Raw genomic sequence first — 23,785 nt, forward strand, 5'->3', positions numbered from 1 at the left:
GTACCGGTTTCCCATGAAATTTCATCTTCCCTTTCTTTATACCCTGCTATTGGGCGGTTGCGCCGCGTTTTTGCCATCATTGGACGAACGCACCCAAAGCAGTTATCTTGACATACCTGCAACCCCACGGCTGGACAGCGCATTAGGCATTCCTTCTACGTCCTCCAAGACCGATGTTTCCCATATCTATCTGCTGAACGATGCCCATGAAGCCTTTGTCGCCCGTGCAGCCCTGATTGAATCCGCCGACCATACCCTCGATTTGCAATACTATATCTGGCACAACGACATATCCGGCAAGCTTCTGTTCAACCTGATTCATCGCGCGGCCGAACGCGGCGTCCGTGTGCGTTTGCTTCTGGACGACAACAACACCAACGGCATGGATGATCTCCTGCTGGCACTCGACAATCATCCCAATATCGAAGTACGTCTGTTTAATCCCTTTATTTTCAGAAAATGGCGTGCACTCGGCTACGTTGCCGACTTTCCGCGACTCAACCGCCGAATGCACAACAAATCGTTTACCGCCGACAACCGTGCCACCATTTTGGGCGGACGCAATATCGGCGACGAATATTTTAAGGTTAACGACGATACCATCTTTGCCGACCTCGATATCCTCGCCACAGGCCGCGTCGTAACCGAAGTTTCCCAAGATTTCGACCGCTATTGGGCAAGCCACTCCGCCTACAACGCGACCAGCATCATCAAGCGGGGAAACCTGCAAAAAGGATTGGCAGAGCTCAATTACACCGACCAAGATAAAAATCAAACGCTCATCCGCTACCGTCAAAGCATCGAACACTCCAACCTATATCAAAAAATGCAGAGCAACCTTATGGAGTGGCAAAGCGTCAGCACACGCCTGATCAGCGATGACCCGGCCAAAGGCTTAGACCGCGACCGGCACAAACCGCCTATTTCCGAACGCCTACAAGATGCCCTCAAGCAACCCGAAAAAAGCGTTTATCTTGTTTCCCCTTATTTTGTACCCACAAAATCGGGCGTTAAGGCCATAGAAAAGCTGATTCACAACGGCGTGGATGTTACCGTCCTGACCAATTCCCTCCAGGCAACCGACGTTGCCGCCGTCCATTCCGGCTACGTCAAATACCGCAAGCCCTTGCTTAAAGCAGGAGTCAAACTTTACGAGCTCCAGCCCAACCACGCCGTTCCGACCTCCAAAGACCGCGGCTTGACCGGTAGCTCCGCCACCAGCTTGCATGCCAAAACATTCATCGTGGACGAGAAACGCATTTTCATCGGTTCATTCAACCTCGACCCACGCTCCGCACGCCTCAATACCGAAATGGGCGTCGTCATCGAAAGCCCCGAAATCGCAGGCCAAATGCAGCGTACCCTCGTAACGACCACACCAAGCTACGCCTATCAGGTAACGCTTGGCAATTACAACAAACTATACTGGTATGACCCAAGCGAAAAACGAACTTACGCACACGAACCCGAAGCCAAGTTCTGGAAACGGATTACTTCAAAAATCCTGTCCATCCTACCCATAGAAGGATTATTATAGAGGCCGCCTGAAAACAGAAATCATGCGGCCGGAGGAATTTACCATGTCTCGACTCATCTGCAAAACCCTATTTGTTTGTACCGCCAGCCTATTGTTGGCCTCCTGCGGCACTACCGGCAAACACAAATCCCACAAGCCGCAAACAACCGCCAGAAAAGTCCAACCTGTCCGCATTTCCCATATCGACCGCACCCAAGGTTCGCAGGAATTGATGCTTCACAGCCTAGGCCTGATCGGCACACCCTACAAATGGGGCGGCAGCACCACATCCACAGGCTTTGACTGCAGCGGCATGATCCAATTCGTCTATAAAAACGCCCTCAACGTCAATCTGCCACGCACTGCGCGCGATATGGCCGCTGCCAGCCGAAAAATTCCCGACGGCAAATTAAGAGCCGGCGATCTTGTCTTTTTCAACACCGGCGGCGCACACAAATATTCCCATGTCGGCCTCTACATCGGCAACGGCGAATTTATCCACGCCCCCAGCAGCGGTAAAACCATCAAAACCGAAAAACTTTCCACCCCGTTTTACGCCAAAAACTATTTGGGCGCACATACTTTTTTTACTGAATAAATCAAGGCCGTCTGAAAGGTATCGGAATATCATCGATATCTTTCAATCTATTGCTGATGAGTGGAGCTTGATTGCAAGATAGGCCCATGCAAAATTTACCCATAACAAAGCAATAGAAAGATAACACTTAGTTTCAAAAGCTTAAATCATTTTTTCCCCGTCATTTTGCAAGTACGAAACCATCAAGGATATATCATGCACACAAAATCCGTCCAAACCCTCCTCAAAACCCTGCAAAACCAAATCTGCGCCGCGCTGGAGCAAGAAGATGGCGAAGCCAAATTTGTGCATGAAGCATGGACGGGGAAACTGGGCATCGGCGAAACCTGCGTATTGAAAAACGGCGCAGTATTCGAGCAGGCAGGTGTGAATTTATCGCATGTAAAGGGAACCCAAATGCCGGCTTCTGCTACGGCCCATCGTCCGGAATTGGCAGGCGCGGCGTTTGAAGCCATGGGCGTGTCGCTGGTCATTCATCCGAAAAATCCTTATGTCCCGACCAGCCATGCCAATGTGCGCTTTTTTATTGCCTATCCTGAAAATGCCGAGCTGGTTTGGTGGTTTGGCGGCGGCTTTGATTTGACGCCGTTTTATCCTTTTGAAGAAGATATCGTGCATTGGCACACAGTGGCGCGGGACGTATGCGCGCCATTTGGCGAATCGGTTTATCCTGAATTCAAACAATGGTGTGACGAATATTTCTATTTGAAACACCGTAATGAAACACGCGGTGTGGGCGGCCTGTTTTTTGACGATTTAAACCGCTGGGATTTCGATACCTGCTTGAATTTTATCAAGGCAGTCGGGGAAGGCTATATCGCAGCGTATCTGCCGATTGTGGCCAAACGCAAAAATACGCCTTACGGAGAACGTGAACGCGATTTCCAACTCTACCGTCGCGGACGCTATGTGGAATTTAACTTGGTTTGGGACAGAGGTACGCTGTTCGGCCTGCAAAGCGGCGGCCGTACGGAAAGCATTTTGATGTCCATGCCGCCTTTGGTACGCTTCGAGTATCAATATGCGCCGGAGGAAGGTTCTCCAGAAACCGCATTAAATCAATTTTTAGTAGCGCGAGACTGGCTGAAAGAATTCGGAAAATAATATCTGTTTGCAATACAGGCCGTCTGAAAGGCTGTTTTTAATCATAAATACTGCTTTTTCATACGGCTTTTGCTTCAATTGCTTTGAATTTGCATACCTTTGCCTATTGCGCTGTTTCATCTCTATAGAGTTTTTGAGACAATGCGCCCATATAAAAATCACCTCACAAACCACACTAAAAAGGAATAATCGGTGAAACGCATTTTCTTATTTATCGCAACCAATATCGCAGTTCTGGTTGTCATCCGTGTTATTTTGGCCATCTTGGGCATCAACAGTACCGACCAAGTCGGCAGCCTGTTGGCTTACTCCGCAGTCGTCGGCTTCAGCGGCTCGATTGTCTCCCTGCTGATGTCGAAAACCATCGCCAAACATTCGGTCGGCGCCGTCGTCATAGACCAGCCCCAAAGCGAAGAAGAAGCTTGGCTGTTGGCAACTGTTGAAGCGCAAGCCCGCCAATGGAATCTGAAAACGCCGGAAGTAGCGATTTACAACTCTCCCGAGCCTAACGCTTTCGCAACCGGCGCGACCAAAAACAGCTCGCTCGTCGCTGTCAGCACCGGCCTGCTCGACCACATGACCCGCGATGAAGTCGAAGCCGTTTTGGCGCATGAAATGGCGCACGTCGGCAACGGTGATATGGTAACGCTGACGCTGATTCAAGGCATTGTGAATACTTTTGTCGTCTTCTTGGCGCGTATCGTTTCCAGCATGGTGGCGCGCAACAATGACGGCAGCACTTCGCAAGGTACATATTTCATGGTCAGCATGGTATTGCAGATCGTATTCGGCTTCCTTGCCAGCATTATTGTGATGTGGTTCAGCCGCCAACGCGAATACCGCGCCGATGCGGGCGCTGCAAAACTGGTGGGCGCTCCGAAAATGATTGCTGCCCTGCAACGCTTAAAAGGCAACCCCAGCGACCTGCCGCAAACCATGACCGCAATGGGCATTGCCAGCGAAGCAAAAGATTCTTGGTTCAGCACCCATCCTTCTTTGGACAACCGCATCAGCCGTTTGAAAAACCGCTAATCAAAAACATCAAGGCCGTCTGAAACATCCATTTCAGACGGCCTTTTTTTTATTTCTTCATCAAAGCACGCTTGATGATAATCATCCAGTCTTTCTTATCCAACAGCGGCCGCTGGTTAAACACGTCATATTTGCAACCGCCCAACTTCTGCAAAATCAACTGGCCGCCGACAATAATCATGCGCAGCTCAAAACCGATTCGTCCTTTGAGGGTTTTGCCCAACGGCGAGCCTGCCTTCAGCATTTGAAAAGCACGTTGACACTCATGCGCCATCAGTCGTTGAAAAGCAAAGTCGGCTTTGCCGGCCGCAATCTGCTCTTCGCTGACTTTGAACTTCTGCAAATCTTCTTGAGGGATGTACACGCGCCCTTTCTGCCAATCTACCGCCACGTCCTGCCAGAAATTAATCAGCTGCAAGGCAGTGCAAATGCCGTCGCTTTGCGCCATGCTCACTTCATCAGTTTGCCCGTACAAATGCAGCATAATGCGCCCCACCGGATTGGCGGACAAGCGGCAATAGGCAATCAATTCGCCAAAGTTTTCGTAACGGGTTTTGACCACATCCTGACTAAACGCCGCCAGCAAATCATAAAACGGCTGCAACGGTAATTGAAACGGCTCAATCGCTTCGTTGTACAAACGCTGCATTAAAGCCGTTTGCGATTTCCCGCCTTGTGCAATGCGGTCTAACTCTGCCTTCAGCTCGTCCAGTTGGCGCAGGCGTTCGGCTGCTTCGGCATTGCCTTCGTCGGCAATATCGTCCGCCGTCCGTGCAAAAGCGTAAACGGCGTGAACCGGCTTGCGCAAACGGCGTGGCAGCACAATGGAGCCGACAGGGAAGTTTTCGTAATGATTGACTGACATGGGAAATCCGAAAATTTAAAATAAAATGTTTTTGCTGACAGGCCGTCTGAAATTCAGACGGCCTTACGTTTGGCCGCAAAGAAATCCTGCAATACGCTTTGGCATTCTTCTGCCAATATGCCGCCCAAAATTGCGGTATGCTTGTTCAGACGTTTGTCGGCAAACAAATCGACCACACTGCCTGCCGCGCCGGTTTTGGCTTCGGCCGCACCATAAATCACGCGCCCGACCCGCGCCTGTATCAAGGCAGATGCGCACATAGAGCAAGGCTCTAATGTGATGTACACGTCGCAATCTTCCAAACGGTAGTTTTGCAAGGCCTTACCTGCGGCAGCAAGCGCGTTGATTTCGGCATGGTGGCTGACATTGTGGTCGCCAATGCAGGTATTGTGTGCCGCTGCGATTGCCTTGCCTTGATATACGATGACCGCGCCAACGGGCACTTCGCCCAATGCCGCCGATTGTCTGGCCTGTTCTATTGCCAGCCGCATAAAGGCTTCCATATCGTTTTGCGAAGGAAAAACGGCAACAGGCGGATGGTTTTTTAATGCTTCGCCCAGCTCCGTCTTTCTCTCCTCGGAAATATGCCGGACATCCACACCTGAAACCAACGCATCCAATTGCCACAAGGTGCTTTTGGTTACGGTCAAACCCGACGCTTTCAGCAATAGAAACGCGCGGACTGTGCCGATTTTTTGCAAATCTTCCAGTGTGTAAATACCCAATTCTTTTAATGCGACCAACGTCTTAGGCGCAAGTGGTGGCGTAGTCAGCATGGATTATTCCTGAAAATGCCGACGCGCCAAGGCTAAGGCCGTCTGAACATAATCGTTGTCTGCGTAAGGGTCTAGCGTGTGTGCCAAAGGAATTTTCCGCAACCAGGCCAACTGGCGTTTGGCAAGCTGGCGCGTGGCAACAATGCCTTTTTCGACAAAGGTGTCATAATCGGTTTCGCCTTCGAGATAATCCCAAGCCTGACGGTAGCCCACGCAGCGCATAGACGGCATATCCGCATGCAGTTGCGGATAATCACGGCGTAAGGCGTGCATTTCATCGAGGAAACCGTGTTCCAACATATTTAAAAAGCGTTTTTCGATTTGCTGGTGTAACAAATGGCGGTCTTCGGGAATCAGGGCAACCGTGCATAAATCCAATAAAGGCGCAGCCTGCTTCTGTTCCGTGAAATGTTCGCTCAAAGGCTTGCCGGTCAGAAGGTAAACTTCCAAAGCGCGTTCAATACGCTGGCTGTCATTGGCTTTCAGACGGCCTGCCGTCATCGGGTCAACTTCCTGCAAACGGCGATACAGGCCTGCCAGACCATGTTCGTTTTTTTCCGCCTGAAGCTGTGCGCGCACCGCCGCATCCGCACTGGGTAAATCGTTCAAACCTTCCGTCAGCGCGTGGAAATACATCATCGTACCGCCGACAATCAGCGGATAGCGACCGCGCACATGTATTTCGTTCACCAAGCGCACGCAATCGCCGACAAAATCCGCCGCGCTGTAACTTTCCAGCGGCGAGATAATATCAATCAAATGATGCGGTACGGCGGCAAGCTCTTCGGCAGTCGGTTTGGCCGTACCGATGTCCATGCCGCGATACACCAGCGCGGAATCCAAACTAATGATTTCCACCGGCAACGATTGGGCAATATTTAAGGCCAGTGCGGTTTTACCGCCGGCGGTCGGGCCGAGTACGGCGAAGGCTTTGGGCGCGTTCATAAGAAAACGGAAAAATTAAAAATGCGATTATAGCAAACCCGGGCAAACCATATTTCAGGCCGTCTGAAACATTTGCTCTACATTATCAAAAGCGTTACACTTGCTGCGCCGTTTCAGACGGCCTTTTATATTGATTTCAAACCTGCTGCTGCCGTCATTGCGCCGACAGTCAAGCCGTCAGCGACACTGCGTCGCTGTAAACACGAAAGAACACACTATGACCGTATCTCCCGTAGCCTTGCGCCGTCAAACCGAGCGCAAGCCGCATCCGACTGCGCGTTATTGGAAAAAATGCGATGTCGAGGCTTTGTTTGGACTGCCTTTCCTCGACCTCGTTTTCCAAGCCGCCGAAATCCACCGCCAAAACTTCAACCCGCGCGAAATCCAACTCTCCACCCTGCTCTCCATCAAAACCGGCGGTTGCCCCGAAGACTGCGCCTACTGCCCGCAATCGGCACACCACAACACCAATCTGGGCAAAGAGCAAATGATGGATGTGGACGAAATCGTCGAAAAAGCCAAAATTGCCCAATCTCGCGGCGCCAGCCGTTTCTGCATGGGCGCGGCATGGCGCGGCCCCAAACCTAAAGACGTAGCTGTTGTTTCCGAAATCATCAGCGCGGTGAAAGGCTTGGGCATGGAAGTGTGCGGCACCTTCGGCATGCTCGAGGACGGCATGGCTGAAGACTTTAAAAAAGCCGGTTTGGACTACTACAACCACAACCTCGACACCGACCCCGAACGCTACAACGACATCATTCACACGCGAAAACACGAAGACCGCATGGATACTTTGGGCAAAGTCCGCAATGCCGGTTTGAAAGTCTGCTGCGGCGGCATCGTCGGCATGAACGAAACCCGCGCCGAACGCGCAGGCCTGATTGCCAGCCTTGCCAACCTCGACCCGCAGCCTGAAAGTGTGCCGATCAACCAGTTGGTTAAAGTAGAAGGCACGCCGCTGGCCGATGCCGAAGATTTGGACTGGACGGAATTTGTCCGCACCATCGCTGTGGCACGGATTACTATGCCGCACAGCTACGTCCGCCTGTCCGCAGGCCGCAGCAATATGCCGGAATCCATGCAGGCCATGTGTTTCATGGCTGGCGCAAACTCGATTTTCTACGGCGACAAGCTACTGACTACGGGCAATCCGGACGAAGACGGCGACCGCCTGCTGATGGAAAAATTGAATTTGTATCCGCTTCGCTTTGAATTGGAAGAAGAATACAAAGCCGCGCAGGAAACGCCTAAAATCAAAGTCGACTATTAACCGCCATCATAAAAGGCCGTCTGAAACTTTTTCAGACGGCCTTTTATCGTTATTCAACATCAAAACTTTCAATCTTCCGTATCCATTCTTCCTTTTCCGCCTCGCTCAAAAACGAAGCGCGGAACGAATTGGCGCACAAGGTTTTGATTTCTTCCGCACTCAAATCCAAAGCCTCGGCAAGCGCTTCAAAATTGCGGTTCATATAGCCGCCGAAATATGCCGGATCATCGGAATTGACAGTTACCAACACGCCGCGTTGCAACATACGGCGTAAATTGTGTTTTGCCATCGCCGGAAATACTTTTAATTTCAAATTGCTCAACGGACAAACGGTTAACGGCATTTGCTCTTTAATCAAACGTGCCATCAAGGCCCCATCTTCTTCCGCCCGTACGCCATGATCGATACGGCGGACATGCAGCAAGTCCAAAGCCTCGTAAACATATTCCGGCGGTCCTTCCTCTCCGGCATGCGCCACCGTCAGCAAACCCTCCGCCCGCGCCTGAGCAAACACACGTTCAAACTTGGAGGGAGGATGTCCCAGTTCGCTCGAATCCAAGCCTACACCGATGATGTGTTCTTTATAAGGCAAAGCCTGATTTAAGGTTTCAAATGCGCTTTCTTCCGACAAATGCCGCAGGAAACACATAATCAAACGCGTACTTATGCCCCATTGCTGCCCGGCTTCACGACAGGCGCGGACAATGCCGTTAATCACGGTTTCAAACGCCACGCCCCGCGCAGTATGGGTTTGCGGATCGAAAAATATTTCCGTATGCACGACATTGTCTTCGCGGCAACGCTCAAGATACGCGCGGGTCAAATCGTAAAAATCCGCCTCGTGCAGCAAGACGCCGGCACCGGCATAATAAATATCCAAAAACGACTGCAGATTGTGAAAATCATAAGCCTGCCGTACCGCATCGACATTCTCATAAGGAATCGCTATGTGGTTGCGCTTGGCGATTTCAAACATCAGCTCCGGCTCGAACGTCCCTTCGATATGGACGTGCAGCTCGGCTTTGGGCAAGGCTTGGATAAATTGTTTAATATTCATATTTTCTCTGATTTTCGGTTTATATTTAATATTGAAGGCCGTCTGAAACTTTCAGACGGCCTTTGACCATTTATCTGTTAAAAACCATTTTCCATCATGATTTCGCCGGGGATGCGGTTGCGGTGCATGGCGTAGCCCAAATCCATTAGGGCTTGGAAAGTGTCTTTGACCATTGCCGGATTGCCGCAAACCATAAAGCGCGTATCTGCCTTGGTGAACTTGAAGCCGACTTTCTCTTCCAAGCCGCCATTCTTCAGCAATTCGGGAATCCGTTTGCCGCTCAATGCGCCTTCTGTTTCCTCACGCGTGGTAACCGGAACAAAAGTGAATTTATGGAAATATTCTTCAATCAGCGGATGCCCTTTCAAATCGGCAAGGCGTTGGTTGAAAATCAACTCGTCGGCGTAAGAAACGGAATGCGCCAAAACCAAACGGTCGAAACGCTGCCAGATTTCAGGCTGCTCAATAATGGAGAGGAAAGGCGCAATGCCGGAACCCGTGCAGAGCATGACCAAATCTTTTCCGTCGGGGAAACGCTCGGGCAAGAGGAAACCGGTAGCCGTTTTATCCAGCAAAATAGTATCGCCCTCTTTCATCGCGGCAAAACGCGCCGACATCGGGCCGCCTTCGATTAACACCGCGAAATACTCAAGCGTATCGGCGTATTCGGCAGACACGACAGAATACGCGCGCCAGATAAAGCCTTCGCCGTCGCGGAAGCCGAGACGGGAAAACTGCCCTGCCGAGAAGCGGTAGGATTCAGGGCGGCTGATGGCAAAAGTCATTAACTTGGGCGTATGGTGTTTGATCCACAAGACTTTTTCTTCGGTAAACTTGGCTTCTGGAGAAGCTGCCATAATAGGTTTCCTTGATATGCGGTATTAGTTTCAAATAGGGCTTATTATAAAGATTCAAAAGGCCGTCTGAAATATTTATTTTCAGACGGCCTTTAAGATTATTCACGGCGCAAACGGATACTGATGCCTTTTTGTTCCAAAATCAAATCGTTACCGTCAAAACGATAGTTCCACACGCTTTGTTTGCGCAAAAACGCATCTTCCAGCTTCATGTCTTCACACAGCATCATGCTTACCGCAATATGGCCAAAATCAATTTTGCCCGCTCCGATTACATTCGCTTGAAACATCATATCGTTGCAACCCATATTGCCATGAGCCTTAGGCATTTTGCTGAAATCCAAATAGGCGTTTTTATCCGCCAATTCTTTTTCAGTGAATTTATTGAAAGCGACAACACGCCATTTGGCGGCTAAAGTAGGTTGCGCAGTTTGTTGAGTTTGCACCTGCGCTTTAGAGGCTTGTTCAGGCTGAGATGCTGAAGGAGATGTACAAGCTGCCAAAACTACCATACTCATTAATGCGCCGAATAATGTTTTCATATCTATTCCTTATGTATCCTTATGTATTGCTAAAGGCAGTCTGAAAAACCATTCATCTTCAGACGACCTTTAAGCCTTATTTACAAAGTTGTATCCAATGCTTTGGAAATATCGTTCCAAATATCGTCCACATCTTCGATTCCAACCGAGAAACGCAGCAAGCCGACTTTGATGCCCATTTCCATTTTCACATCATGCGGCACGCCGCTGTGGGATTGGGAATAGCAATGGTTGACCAGACTTTCCACGCCGCCGAGGCTGGAGGCCATTTTGACCAGTTTCATGTTTTTAATCACGCCATTGGCTGCTTCACGCGTGTCGTTTTTGAGATAAACCGTCACCACGCCGCCGATGCCTTTGGGCATTTGTGCTTGGGCGAGTTCGTAATGTTCGTGCGACGGCAGGCCGGGATAGAACACTTTTTCAATGGCAGGATGGGCTTCCAAACGGCGCGCGATTTCGAGTGCGTTTTGGCAATGGGCGTTCATGCGCAGAGCCAGCGTTTTGATACCACGCAACACCAGCCAGCAATCCATCGGGCCTGCAATCGCGCCGGTATGCACCATCATGTCATGCAAAGGCTGCGCCAGCTCTTTGGTTTTGGCAACGACTACGCCCATCAATACGTCGGAATGGCCGCACAAATATTTGGTAGCGGAATGGAACACAAAATCACAACCCATATCCAACGGCTGTTGCAGATACGGCGTGGCAAAGGTGTTGTCGATGCCGACCAGCGCACCGGCTGCTTTGGCTTTCGCGGCAAGCGCTTTAATGTCTACCAATCTCAAAAGCGGATTGGACGGCGTTTCCAGCCAAACCAATTTGACATTGTGCGCTTTGAGCAGCTCGTCCAGATTATCCGGATTGCCCAAATCGGCAAAAACAACGTTCACACCCCATTTTTGATAAACATCAACCAATAAATCATAAGCACCGCCGTAAATATCGGCGACGGCAACAATGGTATCGCCCGGGCACAGGAAAGTACGCCATACGGCATCAATCCCCGCCATACCGCTGGAAAAGGCAAAGCCGGCCGCACCGTGCTCCAAATCGGCAACGGTATCTTCCAATACCTGACGGGTTGGGTTGCTCAGGCGCGAGTAGCGGTAAGGCACATTTTCGCCAATCTCGTGCAACGCGAACATACTGTTTTGATAAATCGGCGGCATCAGCGCACGGTTGTGTTCGTCGCAATCGTAGCTGGAATGAATGGCTTTCGTGGCGAATTTCATTTGGTCTCTGCCTATGTAGATGTGAATAATCGAAGATTTTATCACTATCTGAAAAATAGAAACAATCAATGCAGGCGGATAAAGCAAGTGATATAATCTCGCATTTGCAAATCGGCCGACACGAGCCGATTCCCTCCACACGCATCTCAACAATCCTATCATGAAGGACATACCACGCATGAACGCCATTGCAGACGTGCAATCCAGCCGCGATTTACGCAACCTGCCGATTAATCAGGTCGGCATCAAAGACCTGCGCTTTCCAATCTCCCTCAAAAGCAAAGAAGGCGAACAATCCACCGTCGCCCGCCTGACCATGACGGTTTTCCTGCCTGCCGACCAAAAAGGCACGCATATGTCGCGCTTTGTCGCTCTGATGGAAAAACAAACCGATGCTTTGGATTTCGATACGCTGCACAAGCTGACCGCCGATATGGTTGCCCTGTTGGATTCGCATTCCGGCAAAATCAGCGTTTCCTTCCCATTTTTCCGCAAGAAAAGTGCGCCTGTCTCCGGCATCCAATCGTTGCTTGACTATGATGTCACCCTGACCGGCGAAATCAAAAACGGTACATACAGCCACAGTTTGAAAGTAATGGTTCCGGTTACTTCATTGTGTCCGTGTTCCAAAGAAATTTCCCAATACGGCGCGCACAACCAACGTTCGCATGTAACCGTCAGCCTGATAGCAAACGCGGATGTAGGCATTGAAGAAATTATCGATTACGTCGAAGCGCAAGCAAGCTGCCAGCTCTACGGTTTGCTCAAACGCCCTGACGAGAAGTATGTAACGGAAAAAGCATACGAAAATCCGAAGTTTGTCGAAGATATGGTTCGCGATGTAGCCACTGCGCTGATTGCCGACAAACGCATTGAATCGTTTGTTGTTGAAAGCGAAAACTTCGAATCGATACACAACCATTCCGCTTACGCTTATATCGCTTATCCTTAAAAGTCGAGCCGAATAGAAACAAAGGCCGTCTGAAAGTTTCAGACGGCCTTTGCATAGATTGAACGATAACATGAGACTATCGGTCATATATGGGCAACCCTATTTCGATATAATTCAAAAGCATTAGATTTCTCTCGCAATATTTAACATAAATTAAGCCGCTTGTTTTGTCCATCATTTATAATGACGGTTCCTCAACGGCATCTCCGTAGATACTATGAAAAAATTCCTTTATTTCCTCATTGCATTTTTAGGCTTGAGCAGCTTCGCATTCGCAGTAGATGCCAATGATTTGCTGCCTCCAGAGCAAGCCTTTGTACCTCAAGTCAATGTAACCGATCAAGGCATCAGCGTGCAGTTCAAAATCGCTGACGGCTACTATATGTACCAGTCCAAAATCGTTGCAGCGACCAATCCTGACAAAGTCTTGGCCGAACCCAAATTCAGCAAAGGCGAAGAAAAAGAAGACGAATTCTTCGGCAAACAAACGGTTTACCACCATACCGCGCAGGTTGACCTGCCTTACAAACAAGCCGCGCCGCAATACAAACTGACGCTGACTTATCAAGGCTGTGCCGAAGTGGGTGTGTGTTATCCGCCTGTGGACACCGAGTTTGACGTAAAAGGCAACGGGGTTTACCAGCCGCAAAGCGACGAGCCGGTTTCTGCCAAAGACCGCTTTTTGCAACCGTCCGCCTCTTCAGACGGCCAAATGCCCACGCAACCCAGTACAAACAATCCCGACAGCAGCCGCTTCAAGCTCTCTTGGGATACTTTAAACGCCAACCTGTTGGCGTTTTTTGTCGCAGGTTTGGGCTTAAGCTTTACCGCCTGTATGTATCCGCTCCTGCCGATTGTTTCCAGCATTGTCGTAGGCGATAAAAAAGCCGGCAAAGGCCGCGCGTTCACCTTGTCTATGGTGTATGTACAAGGCTTGGCATTGACCTATACCTTGGTCGGCGTGATTGCTGGTTTGACCGGCGCGCTGTTGACCGTATGGCTGCAACAGCCGTGGGTCGTACTTGCCGCCGCAGCGTTGATGGTGGTACTGGCTATGTCCATGTTCGGCCTCTTCAATATCCAGCTGCCCAACTCCGTCCAATCCTATTTCCAAAACCAAAGCAACAAACTCTCCGGCGGTAAAATCATTTCCGTCTTCATCATGGGTATTTTGTCCGCCCTGATTGTCGGCCCTTGCGTTGCGCCTCCGCTGGCATTTGCTCTGGGCTATATCGGCCAGACCGGCGATGCCGTATTGGGTGGCCTTGCACTTTATGTATTAGCACTCGGCACCGGCGTGCCGCTCATCATCATCGGCACATTCGGCGGCCATATCCTGCCTAAAGCAGGCGACTGGATGAACGGCATCAAATACGCATTCGGCTTTATTTTACTGGCCGTTGCCGTATATCTTGCCACCCCGCATCTGCCTTATTTCGCAGTAGTCGGCCTCTACACCTTGCTGATGATTGTTCCCGCCCTTATGCTTTTGGCGAAATCCGGCAAACAAAAAGGCCGTCTGAAAACAGTTGCCGCCGTATTGGGCTTTTTACTGCTGATTGGCGGCTCATGGTTTGGCTGGCAAAGCTTTAATAAACAAACCACCGCCCTGCACCACTTCTTAACGCTGGTTCCTCCATCCGAAGCCGGACAAGAAACCGACCACGGCAAGATGTTTACCGATGTCGGCGAACTCAAAGCCGCTATGGATGCCGCTTTGAAAGTCGACCCAAGCAAGCCCGTGCTGATTGATTTCTACGCCGACTGGTGCGTATCCTGCAAAGAAATGGCCGCCTACACGCTCAACCAGCCGCAGGTACACGAAGCAGTCGATATGCAGCGCTTCTTCCAAATCGACGTAACCGTCAACACTCCCGACCATCAGGCCTTACTGAAAGAATACGGCCTCTTCGGTCCTCCGGGCGTGTTTGTTGTCCGCGCCGACGGTAGTCATAGCGAAGCCTTATTAGGCTTTGTCAAACCCGATGCATTCATTGAATGGTATCGCAAAAACGAGAAATAGCCGTCTATAAAAAGGCCGTCTGAAAACAGATTTTCAGACGGCCTTTTCTTATGTTTAAAAATTAAAATTCATCTTGATGCCAACGCGTAGAACGCAAAATGCTGGAATCCACATCTTGAATATTGCGATGACCGGTAAACGCCATGGAAATATCCATTTCTTTATACAGGATTTCCAGCGCACGAGTTACGCCTTCTTCGCCATACGCACCCAAACCATACAGAAACGCCCGGCCTATCATCGTACCTTTCGCACCCAAAGCCCAAGCCTTCAAAATATCCTGACCGCTGCGGATACCGCTATCCATCCAAACCTCGATGTCGCTGCCCACCGCGCTGACCACATCAGGCAAAGCCTTAATGGCAGACACAGTATCGTCAAGCTGACGACCGCCATGATTGGAAACGACCAATGCGTCCGCGCCACTTTTCGCTGCCTTTTCCGCATCTTCAGGTTCCATAATACCTTTGATAATCAGCTTGCCGCCCCACAAATCTTTAATGCGTGCTACATCGTCCCAGCTCAGGCGCGGGTCGAATTGTTCGGAAGTCCATGAAGACAGCGAAGACAAATCACCAACGTTTTTCGCATGACCGACGATATTGCGGAAGGTGCGGCGTTCCGTATTCAGCATTTTCATGCACCATTCCGGTTTGGTCGCCAAATTGATCAAATTGGCAATGGTCGGTTTCGGTGGTGCAGACAGGCCGTTTTTAATGTCTTTGTGGCGCTGACCCAAAACCTGCAAATCGGCAGTCAATACCAAAGCCGAACAATTGGCATCTTTTGCACGCTTAATCAGGTTTTCCATAAACTCGCGGTCGCGCATCACATAAAGCTGAAACCAAAATGGCGAGCTGGTGTTTTCAGCCACATCTTCAATCGAACAAATGGACATGGTTGAAAGCGTAAACGGGATACCGAATTTTTCCGCCGCCCGCGCCGCCAAGATTTCACCGTCGGCGTGCGCCATGCCCGTGAAACCGGTCGGTGCAATCGCCACCGGCATTTTCACATCCTGCCCGATCATTTTGGTCTCAAGGCTGCGTCCTTCCATATTAACCAATACTTTTTGACGGAAACGGATGTCTTTAAAATCCGAAGTATTTTCACGATAAGTGGTTTCCGTCCAAGAGCCTGAGTCAATATAGTCATAAAACATACGCGGCATTTTACGTTTGGCGACAAGGCGCAAGTCTTCGATACAGGTTATTTTGCTTAAATCAGATTTCATGGTCGATTGCCTCTGTTAAGGTAAGATGGATGATTCAAGGCCGTCTGAACATTTCAAACACCTCATTATTTTACTCCATCAAAACAACTAAATTTTAAGAATAATTTTGATAATCTATATCAGTATCAATATTAAATCAAAACATTTTAACCTTGAAATTTGTAGGGTTGATAGCCTTTTTTCAGACGGCCTCAAATTCAAATTGCAGAAAAATAAAGAAAATATTTTCCGATTTAAAAATCAGCCAATGCCACCATTTAAACAAACAATCAAACCGAGCCGCCACATACTTGACTGAAACACTCAGATATTAGACAATCCCCCCACTAATAAAAACGCCACACACAGGCAACCACACCATGAGACTGACTACCAAAGGGCGATTTGCAGTAACCGCCATGATAGATTTGGCGATGAACGCGCAAACCGGCGCTGTCAAACTCAGTGCCATCAGCGAACGACAAAGCATATCGCTTTCCTACCTCGAACAATTATTCAGCAAACTGCGCCGTGCCGGATTGGTTGAAAGCCTACGCGGCCCCGGCGGAGGCTATATCCTTGCCGCTCCCGCCGAGCAAATCAATATTGCACAAATCATCTCCGCAGCCGAAGACCGACTGGATGCCACGCAGTGCGGCAGCAAAGCAAACTGCAACCACGGCGCCCCCTGCCTGACCCATGACCTTTGGGAAAACTTAAACAAAACCATCAATGATTACCTCAGCGGCGTTACGCTGCAAAGCATCATTGAACAAAAAAACTGCAGCGACAGCAGTCATGTCGTTACCTTTACACACATTCATTAAACCGACTTGCGGCAAAGACCGCAGGCAGATGACCAAACGAAAGAGCAAACCATGACCGTCAAAACCCCCGTTTATCTCGACTACGCCGCCACCACCCCCGTTGACAAACGCGTTGCCGAAAAAATGATTCCCTATCTGACCGAAACCTTCGGTAACCCCGCTTCCAACAGCCACGCATTCGGCTGGGAAGCAGAAGAAGCCGTCGAAAAAGCCCGCGCCGACATCGCCGCCCTGATTAACGCCGACCCCAAAGAAATCATCTTTACCAGCGGCGCGACCGAGTCCGACAACCTCGCCATCAAAGGCGCGGCAAACTTCTACAAAACCAAAGGCAAACACCTCATTACCGTCAAAACCGAACACAAAGCCGTACTCGACACCATGCGTGAACTCGAACGCCAAGGTTTCGAAGTAACCTACCTCGGCGTACAAGAAAACGGCCTGATTGATTTGGAAGAACTCAAAGCCGCCATCCGCGACGACACCATTTTGATTTCCGTAATGTGGGTGAACAACGAAATCGGCGTAGTGCAAGACATTCCCGCCATCGGCGAAATCTGCCGCGAACGCAAAATCATCTTCCACGTCGATGCCGCCCAAGCCTGCGGCAAAGTGCCTGTGGACGTAGAAGCCGCCAAAATCGACCTGCTGTCCATGTCCGGCCACAAAGTGTACGGACCCAAAGGCATCGGCGCGCTGTACGTACGCCGCAAACCCCGCGTCCGCCTCGAAGCCCAAATGCACGGCGGCGGCCACGAACGCGGTTTCCGCAGCGGCACCCTGCCGACCCATCAAATCGTCGGCATGGGCGAAGCCTTCCGCATCGCCAAAGAAGAGCTTGAACAAGACATGGCGCACTACCGCAAACTGCGCGACATCTTCCTCAAAGGCATCGAAGGCATCGAAGAAGTCTATATCAACGGCGACCTCGAACACCGCGCCCCGAACAACCTGAACGTCAGCTTCAACTTCGTCGAAGGCGAAAGCCTGATTATGGCGGTAAAGGAACTCGCCGTATCCAGCGGCTCCGCCTGTACTTCTGCCAGCCTTGAGCCAAGCTACGTCCTGCGCGCGCTCGGCCGCAACGACGAACTGGCACACTCATCCCTGCGCATCACCTTCGGCCGCATGACCACCGAAGAAGAAGTGCAATTCGCCGCCGAACTGATCAAATCCAAAATCGGCAAACTGCGCGAACTGTCACCGCTGTGGGAAATGTTCAAAGACGGGATTGATTTGAACTCGATTGAATGGGCGGCGCATTGATTGAATTGAGCAAAATGAAACGCGGACAGTTTGTTTGCGTTTCAGATAGTTAGAAATATTACAAAATGGTCAATTTATATTGGTTAAAAAATTTTTTTTGTGAAGATAAAAAGTTGAAATTAGAGCGCATAATAATCGCATTATTATTATGTCCTTATATATTCAAATTTTTTAATGCCCAAATATTTTTTGATGATAAAAGAAATTTTCAATGGGCTAGTATTGCAGCATTAATAGCATTGTTTTCTGTGGTTATACAGTTTTTTACTAATCAAAAAACTATTGATGCTAATATAACTGCTAAGGCTAGGATAGAGTGGATACAAGCTGTTAGAGATTTAGCAGCAAGATATATCAGCACTGCTTATGAATGTAGAAGAATAATACGTCCATTATATGAAGAGAAATATGAGCAAGGTAAGGGCTCAAAAATTAGTACAGATGAACATAAAGAATTAGAAGAGAAATGGCATAACTTGCTTTATGAATATAATCTAATTTTACTTTATTTTGAAAATGGTACCAAATCAGATAGTTTGAATACCGTTTCTAACAAAGAAATTATTGAATCCATTCATAATTTAAAAAATGAGGTTAAAAAATTTAAAGTGGATGTGAGTAAAGTAGGGATAGAAATTAAGGAAAAACATGATTTTGATGCAAATACTTTCTATTACAAAGGGGTTGAGCCTTTTAGGAATAAAATGAGAACTTATTTAAAAGGCGAGTGGAATAGAGCGAAAAATGGAAAATAAGTAAGTAAATATAGATTGGATTGAAAAGCTAACAAGCCTATCAACCCAACCTATCTAGTGCTGTTTGTATAAAATTAATTAAGAAAGGATTTTTTATGTTGCCATGTATTGCAGATATTCCTGGTTTTGAGGATAGAAGTGTTTGGGGATATGATGAACCGACTAATGAGTTATATATTCAGCTTTATAAAAATGATAGTGATGATGAGGAACCTAACTTTTGGATTATGCAATCCATAGATAATATTGAGTTGTTTTTTATGTCTATTAGTAATGTAACGGGAATTAGTGTTAGTGATGTTTATCTTACACTAGCTGAATTTATACCTGATATGTATGGAAGTTTATCAAATATTTTTGCTAATTATATTCAAGAAGAAATTAATTTTTTCCCTGAAGATACTAAAACTAAATATATAACAAGACATGATGCTAAATTTTATGAAAAGTGTGCCAATTTGTCTAATGTTATTATTTCAAATAAAGCAAGGGAAGCTTTAATGTTGCTGCAATCTGCACATAATTTGGAATTAAGTGCAAATTATAAATAATCAAAAAACTTACCTAGCAAGTGTAGGTTGGGTTGAAAACCCAAAAAGCCTATCAATCTGCTCGAAATGTTGGGTTTAATAACCCAACCTACCTATAAATAAAAAGGTCGTCTGAAAATCCCAAAGACCTTTTCAGACGACCTAAAAGCCACCACATTAAAATCAAGGATATAAAACCATGAACGAACAAGATTTAGATTTGGATAATCTCGACAACCTGCTTGAAGATTTTGACGACGTTACCGTGGAAGGCGGCGTCGATTCAGAAAACGACGACGGCTGCGAAGGCGGTGCGTGTAAAATCTAAACTTCAGGCCGTCTGAATATTCGTAAACAAACCATTTACACCACTAAAAACACAAAGGAAACCACATCATGGCATACAGCGATAAAGTTATCGACCACTACGAAAACCCCCGCAACGTCGGTACTTTCGACAAAAACGACGAATCTGTCGGTACCGGCATGGTCGGCGCACCAGCCTGCGGTGACGTAATGCGTCTGCAAATCAAAGTAAACGACGAAGGCATCATTGAAGACGCGAAATTCAAAACTTACGGTTGCGGTTCTGCCATCGCTTCTTCCAGCCTGATTACAGAGTGGGTCAAAGGAAAAAGCTTGGATGACGCACTGGCAATTAAAAACAGCGAAATCGCTGAAGAATTGGAATTACCTCCAGTTAAAATCCACTGTTCCATTTTAGCTGAAGATGCAGTAAAAGCAGCCGTTGCCGACTATCGCAAACGTCAGGAAAATAAATAACTGGATTCAGCGAACCTTTGTCAGCAGGTACTCCCAAGATTCCTGGTAAGTCTTCGAGAAAAGCAAATCTGGTGGTTTATTCTTTTCTTCTTTTGTGGGACAAAACCAAGTATGCAGAAACTTAATCGTTTTAAAGTTGCTACCAAGTTTGGGACCACTACCAATCTATCCCCTCTCCCCGCGGGAGAGGGTTAGGGAGAGGGCAATAAGCCACAGCTTATATTTAGTTGTTATGCCTGCAAAATTAAAGAAGACGATATGCCTTTTACTGATGAAGAAGTCCAATCCCTACTTGCTGTCAAAGGCATAGGCAAGACCATATTGCAGCGTTTGCAGCAAATGGGGTTAGATGATATTGCCAAGCTGACAGTGGCAGATTTGGACGATATTTTGGAACAGGGCGCACAATTGACCGGCTCAACCTGTTGGAAAAACAGTCCGCAGGCAAAAGCCGCCATTGCCGCCGCAATAGAGTGGGCAAAACAGCGTTTTCAGACGGCCTTATAATCAAGATGCCGTCTGAAATAAAAAACAGGCAAAACAGAAAATGATTGCGAAATGAGGAAAAAAGCATGATTACCATCACAGAAAACGCAGCCAAACACATCAACGGCTACCTGACCAAACGCGGTAAAGGCTTGGGTGTGCGCTTGGGTGTGAAAACCAGTGGCTGCTCGGGCATGGCATACAATCTTGAATTTGTCGATGAAGTGAACGAGGATGACCTGATTTTTGAAGAACACGGCGCGCGCGTTTATATCGACCCGAAAAGCTTGGTTTATCTAGACGGCACGCAAGTCGATTACACTAAAGAAGGTTTGCAGGAAGGTTTCAAATTTGAAAACCCAAACGTTAAAGACTCCTGCGGCTGTGGCGAGAGTTTCCACGTTTAAAATATAAAAAATGGCGGGAAAGTATCAAAACCATCCCGCCATTTTTTGGCTTCTTGCCTATTATAGCTACCCTTGCCTTTTCTTTTTCGTTCTACTTTGTGTCGGAACAAATCAGATTTGACTAAGGCTTTTAAGGCATTGTCTCGTATCTTGCCTTTATTGTGTTGCACCTTACCGGTCATATTGTTTTCCTTTCGTATAAACAGTTTCCGGATTATATCGTAAAATAATCCTCTTCTTTAGATTTTTTCCTTTAATATCATGTCTCAATACTTCAACCTCTTCCAGCTTGAGCCATCTTTCAATATTGATACCGAAGCACTCGAACAGACCTATCGAGCTTTAGCAGCCCGTTTTCATCCCGATAAATTTGCTTCTGCTTCAGCTTTTGAGCAGAAACAAGCCGTTATGATGTCTTCTACAATTAATGATGCCTACCGCACATTAAAAAGCCCTATTGATCGGGCTGCTTATCTCTTGAAAAGCCAAAATATCGATGCTGATGCACCTGAACACACTTCGTTTTCACCAGAATTCCTCATGCAGCAGATGGAATGGCGGGAAACATTGATGGATGCTCAAATGGAACAAAACCATGATACCATCCGAGCACTGGATCAAGAAATCCAAGAAGTACAAAACAACCTATATCAAGATTTGCAACAAGCATTTGAACAACAGGATTATGAATCAGCCGCACAATGGGTACGGCATGGACGCTTTCTTAATAAGCTTCGCAATGAAATTGCTTCAATCTTATAAAGTACATATGCTGTTACATTTGCCTAAGTTTTATAGCAAATGATTTTATATGTAAAACAAAAACCGTATCAGATTTATCTGATACGGTTTTCTTATATTAACTACCGATTAGCGTTTTTTACCGGTAACAGTAGCAACAGCCAAGTTTTCGTTACGTTTCAGAGAAACGCTTTCAACACCTTCTGGCAATTTGATGTCTGACAAGTGCAGAATGTCACCGGCAACTACTGATGCACAATCCAGTTCCAAGAAAGCAGGAATGTTTGCAGGCAAAGCAACTACTTCAACAGAAGTGTTCAACAGAGATACGCGGCCACCTTGCAATTTAACAGCTTGAGAGTTTTCAGCGTTAACAATGTGCAGAGGAACACGGATGCGTACAGGTTGATCAGCTTTTACAGCTTGGAAGTCGATGTGTTGAACTTCGCGACGGAATGGGTGCATTTGGAAGTCACGCACGATAACGTCTTTAGTTTCACCGTTCAAAGACAGTTTAATCAAAGCAGTATGGAAAGATTCTTTTTCCAATGCGTAGAATACAGTTTTGTGGTCTACAGCGATAGCAACAGGCTCTTGACCTTCACCGTACAGAATGCCAGGGATTTGGCCTTCGCGACGCAGGCGGCGGCTCGCACCAGTGCCTTGGGCTTCGCGAACAGAGGCTTGAATTTCGTAAGTCATGTTTAATACTCCAATTTAGATAAAATCGTCGTCATCGGCCGCGACCAGCTTAAGACGACATCGGGTTATGGCAGCAACATGCCGCCAGTCATCACATCCTCATTGAAAAGATATGAGACGGATTCTTCATTGCTGATACGGCGTACCGTTTCAGCCAGCAAACCGGCAATGGTAACTTGACGGATGCGTTCACATTTTTTAGCTGCTTCAGACAACGGAATCGTATCTGTCACAACTACTTGGTCAATTTCGGAAGAAGCAATTCGATTCACTGCTTCGCCGGAGAATACTGCATGGCTGGCGTATGCCAGTACACGATCCGCACCGCGCTCTTTCAGGGCAACAGCCGCTTTACACAAGGTGTTTGCCGTATCGATCATATCATCTACGATTAAGCAAGTACGGCCTTGAATATCACCAATAATATTCATCACTTCAGCCACGTTGGCTTTAGGACGACGTTTATCAATAATGGCCAAATCAGCATTTAAAGATTTAGCAACAGCACGTGCACGTACAACACCACCGATATCAGGGCTGACAACAGTCAGATTGTCGATACGTTGTTGTTTAATATCGTTCAATAAAATCGGGGTAGCGTAAATATTATCTACCGGAATATCGAAGAAACCTTGAATTTGATCGGCATGCAAGTCAACAGTCAATACGCGGTCGATACCTGCTGAGTACAACATATTCGCTACCAATTTAGCAGAAATCGGTACACGAACAGAGCGAGGACGACGATCTTGACGCGCATAGCCAAAGTAAGGAATCGCGGCAGTAATACGACCGGCAGAAGCACGTTTGAGTGCATCGGCCATAGTCAAAATTTCCATCAGGTTGTCATTGGTTGGCGCACAGGTAGGTTGCAAAATAAACACATCGCGACCACGCACATTTTCCAACAATTCAATGGCTACTTCGCCATCAGAGAATTTGGAAACAGTGGCTTCACCGAGTGAAATATCCAAATGTTTGACAACACGTTGCGCCAATTCCGGATTTGCATTACCGGTAAACACCATTAAACTGTCATAAGCAGCCATATCTTCACCTGATTCTAGATTTGATTTACGCGCAGAAAACATTACGCTTCCCTTTGCCCCATGTCTAAGACACTAATTATGCAATTATACGCGTAAAGACGGGTAAAAAGAAGTTTTTCAGCGTTATTTTGCTCTTAGCGTAAAAAAGCGTGTAAGAAAACTTACACGCTTTTATTTGGCTGGGGAGGAAGGATTCGAACCTTCGCATGCTGGAATCAAAATCCAGTGTCTTAACCGCTTGACGACTCCCC

26 protein-coding genes, 1 tRNA gene and 1 pseudogene are annotated in these 23,785 nt (G+C 47.8%); 16 read left to right on the forward strand and 12 right to left on the reverse strand.

Features of this window, described 5'->3' with window-relative positions:
• Window positions 1-13: 13 nt before the first annotated feature.
• The 4 genes from ACTHTA_RS02645 to htpX all read left to right on the forward strand — a co-directional run bounded on the left by ACTHTA_RS02645 (window position 14) and on the right by htpX (window position 4,250).
• Window positions 14-1,537, forward strand: a complete 1,524-nt coding sequence (locus ACTHTA_RS02645) for a phospholipase D family protein (protein ID WP_250590046.1) — start codon at window positions 14-16, stop codon at window positions 1,535-1,537.
• Window positions 1,538-1,580: 43 nt separating this feature from the next.
• Entirely contained in the window at window positions 1,581-2,114 is a 534-nt protein-coding gene (locus ACTHTA_RS02650) for a C40 family peptidase (protein WP_250590047.1), read from the forward strand.
• A 195-nt stretch (window positions 2,115-2,309) separates the two neighbouring features.
• On the forward strand, window positions 2,310-3,218 hold the full coding sequence (hemF, locus tag ACTHTA_RS02655) for an oxygen-dependent coproporphyrinogen oxidase (protein ID WP_308887467.1): 909 nt from the start codon (window positions 2,310-2,312) through the stop codon (window positions 3,216-3,218).
• Window positions 3,219-3,410: 192 nt separating this feature from the next.
• Window positions 3,411-4,250, forward strand: a complete 840-nt coding sequence (gene htpX, locus ACTHTA_RS02660) for a protease HtpX (protein ID WP_063067809.1) — start codon at window positions 3,411-3,413, stop codon at window positions 4,248-4,250.
• A gap of 49 nt (window positions 4,251-4,299) precedes the next feature.
• On the opposite strand, the gene hpnC is transcribed toward htpX, so the two are convergent.
• From hpnC to miaA, 3 genes are read right to left on the reverse strand one after another with little or no spacing between them, the layout of a single operon-like run.
• On the reverse strand, window positions 4,300-5,115 hold the full coding sequence (gene hpnC, locus ACTHTA_RS02665) for a squalene synthase HpnC (RefSeq protein WP_308887466.1): 816 nt from the start codon (window positions 5,113-5,115) through the stop codon (window positions 4,300-4,302).
• 53 nt (window positions 5,116-5,168) lie between these two features.
• Window positions 5,169-5,891 (reverse strand): tRNA adenosine(34) deaminase TadA, encoded by a 723-nt coding sequence (gene tadA, locus ACTHTA_RS02670; RefSeq protein ID WP_308887465.1) that lies wholly within the window; start codon window positions 5,889-5,891, stop codon window positions 5,169-5,171.
• 3 nt (window positions 5,892-5,894) lie between these two features.
• Window positions 5,895-6,836 (reverse strand): tRNA (adenosine(37)-N6)-dimethylallyltransferase MiaA, encoded by a 942-nt coding sequence (gene miaA / locus ACTHTA_RS02675; RefSeq protein ID WP_440364301.1) that lies wholly within the window; start codon window positions 6,834-6,836, stop codon window positions 5,895-5,897.
• Between the two features lie 217 nt (window positions 6,837-7,053).
• Between miaA and bioB the strand changes: the two genes are divergently transcribed.
• Complete coding sequence (bioB, locus tag ACTHTA_RS02680; RefSeq protein WP_004519884.1) at window positions 7,054-8,106, forward strand: biotin synthase BioB; 1,053 nt, start codon at window positions 7,054-7,056, stop codon at window positions 8,104-8,106.
• Between the two features lie 49 nt (window positions 8,107-8,155).
• Here bioB and ACTHTA_RS02685 read toward each other — a convergent pair whose 3' ends face one another.
• The 4 genes from ACTHTA_RS02685 to ACTHTA_RS02700 form a co-directional block, all read right to left on the reverse strand.
• A complete protein-coding gene (locus tag ACTHTA_RS02685; RefSeq protein ID WP_308887463.1) occupies window positions 8,156-9,163 on the reverse strand; it encodes an adenosine deaminase in 1,008 nt (335 codons plus the stop codon).
• A 77-nt stretch (window positions 9,164-9,240) separates the two neighbouring features.
• Window positions 9,241-10,020, reverse strand: coding sequence for a ferredoxin--NADP reductase (locus ACTHTA_RS02690; RefSeq protein WP_128582580.1), 780 nt, complete (start codon window positions 10,018-10,020; stop codon window positions 9,241-9,243).
• A 98-nt stretch (window positions 10,021-10,118) separates the two neighbouring features.
• A complete protein-coding gene (locus ACTHTA_RS02695) occupies window positions 10,119-10,562 on the reverse strand; it encodes an META domain-containing protein (protein WP_308887462.1) in 444 nt (147 codons plus the stop codon).
• A gap of 80 nt (window positions 10,563-10,642) precedes the next feature.
• Complete coding sequence (locus ACTHTA_RS02700) at window positions 10,643-11,800, reverse strand: trans-sulfuration enzyme family protein (protein ID WP_049351516.1); 1,158 nt, start codon at window positions 11,798-11,800, stop codon at window positions 10,643-10,645.
• Between the two features lie 178 nt (window positions 11,801-11,978).
• Between ACTHTA_RS02700 and folE2 the strand changes: the two genes are divergently transcribed.
• Both folE2 and dsbD read left to right on the forward strand, forming a co-directional pair.
• Window positions 11,979-12,752 (forward strand): GTP cyclohydrolase FolE2, encoded by a 774-nt coding sequence (gene folE2 / locus ACTHTA_RS02705; protein WP_049329433.1) that lies wholly within the window; start codon window positions 11,979-11,981, stop codon window positions 12,750-12,752.
• A gap of 217 nt (window positions 12,753-12,969) precedes the next feature.
• Window positions 12,970-14,775, forward strand: a complete 1,806-nt coding sequence (gene dsbD / locus ACTHTA_RS02710; protein ID WP_308887461.1) for a protein-disulfide reductase DsbD — start codon at window positions 12,970-12,972, stop codon at window positions 14,773-14,775.
• A gap of 61 nt (window positions 14,776-14,836) precedes the next feature.
• On the opposite strand, the gene ACTHTA_RS02715 is transcribed toward dsbD, so the two are convergent.
• Window positions 14,837-16,009, reverse strand: coding sequence for an alpha-hydroxy acid oxidase (locus ACTHTA_RS02715; RefSeq protein WP_250590057.1), 1,173 nt, complete (start codon window positions 16,007-16,009; stop codon window positions 14,837-14,839).
• 359 nt (window positions 16,010-16,368) lie between these two features.
• Between ACTHTA_RS02715 and iscR the strand changes: the two genes are divergently transcribed.
• The 8 genes from iscR (at window position 16,369) to iscA (ending at window position 21,042) form a co-directional block, all read left to right on the forward strand.
• Window positions 16,369-16,815 (forward strand): Fe-S cluster assembly transcriptional regulator IscR, encoded by a 447-nt coding sequence (gene iscR, locus ACTHTA_RS02720; RefSeq protein WP_003680774.1) that lies wholly within the window; start codon window positions 16,369-16,371, stop codon window positions 16,813-16,815.
• 51 nt (window positions 16,816-16,866) lie between these two features.
• Complete coding sequence (locus ACTHTA_RS02725; RefSeq protein WP_003764834.1) at window positions 16,867-18,081, forward strand: IscS subfamily cysteine desulfurase; 1,215 nt, start codon at window positions 16,867-16,869, stop codon at window positions 18,079-18,081.
• A gap of 65 nt (window positions 18,082-18,146) precedes the next feature.
• Window positions 18,147-18,836 carry a hypothetical protein gene (locus ACTHTA_RS02730; protein ID WP_308887459.1) on the forward strand — a complete coding sequence of 230 codons (690 nt, stop codon included), beginning with the start codon at window positions 18,147-18,149 and terminating at the stop codon, window positions 18,834-18,836.
• A gap of 95 nt (window positions 18,837-18,931) precedes the next feature.
• On the forward strand, window positions 18,932-19,387 hold the full coding sequence (locus tag ACTHTA_RS02735) for a hypothetical protein (RefSeq protein ID WP_308887458.1): 456 nt from the start codon (window positions 18,932-18,934) through the stop codon (window positions 19,385-19,387).
• 178 nt (window positions 19,388-19,565) lie between these two features.
• Window positions 19,566-19,694 carry a hypothetical protein gene (locus tag ACTHTA_RS02740; protein WP_308887457.1) on the forward strand — a complete coding sequence of 43 codons (129 nt, stop codon included), beginning with the start codon at window positions 19,566-19,568 and terminating at the stop codon, window positions 19,692-19,694.
• A 68-nt stretch (window positions 19,695-19,762) separates the two neighbouring features.
• Window positions 19,763-20,149, forward strand: a complete 387-nt coding sequence (gene iscU, locus ACTHTA_RS02745; RefSeq protein ID WP_003674559.1) for a Fe-S cluster assembly scaffold IscU — start codon at window positions 19,763-19,765, stop codon at window positions 20,147-20,149.
• A gap of 258 nt (window positions 20,150-20,407) precedes the next feature.
• Window positions 20,408-20,656 carry a recombinase RecA gene (locus ACTHTA_RS02750; RefSeq protein ID WP_308887456.1) on the forward strand — a complete coding sequence of 83 codons (249 nt, stop codon included), beginning with the start codon at window positions 20,408-20,410 and terminating at the stop codon, window positions 20,654-20,656.
• Between the two features lie 65 nt (window positions 20,657-20,721).
• Entirely contained in the window at window positions 20,722-21,042 is a 321-nt protein-coding gene (gene iscA, locus ACTHTA_RS02755) for an iron-sulfur cluster assembly protein IscA (RefSeq protein ID WP_063075834.1), read from the forward strand.
• Here the strand turns inward: iscA and ACTHTA_RS02760 are convergent.
• Window positions 21,002-21,224, reverse strand: a pseudogene (locus ACTHTA_RS02760) (alternative ribosome-rescue factor A). The gene iscA and the pseudogene ACTHTA_RS02760 sit on opposite strands and share 41 nt — an antisense overlap.
• Window positions 21,225-21,303: 79 nt before the next feature.
• Between ACTHTA_RS02760 and hscB the strand changes: the two are divergent.
• The gene (gene hscB / locus ACTHTA_RS02765) at window positions 21,304-21,804 is read left to right on the forward strand and encodes a Fe-S protein assembly co-chaperone HscB (protein ID WP_049329442.1); all 501 of its coding nucleotides are present in this window, start codon (window positions 21,304-21,306) and stop codon (window positions 21,802-21,804) included.
• 108 nt (window positions 21,805-21,912) lie between these two features.
• Here the strand turns inward: hscB and ACTHTA_RS02770 are convergent, their stop codons facing one another.
• From ACTHTA_RS02770 to ACTHTA_RS02780, 3 genes are all read right to left on the reverse strand, one after another.
• Window positions 21,913-22,485: a 50S ribosomal protein L25/general stress protein Ctc gene (locus ACTHTA_RS02770; RefSeq protein ID WP_004519902.1), complete on the reverse strand. Its 573-nt coding sequence runs from the start codon at window positions 22,483-22,485 to the stop codon at window positions 21,913-21,915.
• A 65-nt stretch (window positions 22,486-22,550) separates the two neighbouring features.
• A complete protein-coding gene (locus ACTHTA_RS02775) occupies window positions 22,551-23,534 on the reverse strand; it encodes a ribose-phosphate pyrophosphokinase (protein ID WP_101755247.1) in 984 nt (327 codons plus the stop codon).
• 176 nt (window positions 23,535-23,710) lie between these two features.
• A tRNA-Gln gene (locus tag ACTHTA_RS02780) sits at window positions 23,711-23,785 on the reverse strand.

The sequence above is a fragment of the Neisseria sp. P0013.S005 genome, from assembly GCF_051958425.1.
Lineage (GTDB): Bacteria > Pseudomonadota > Gammaproteobacteria > Burkholderiales > Neisseriaceae > Neisseria > Neisseria subflava.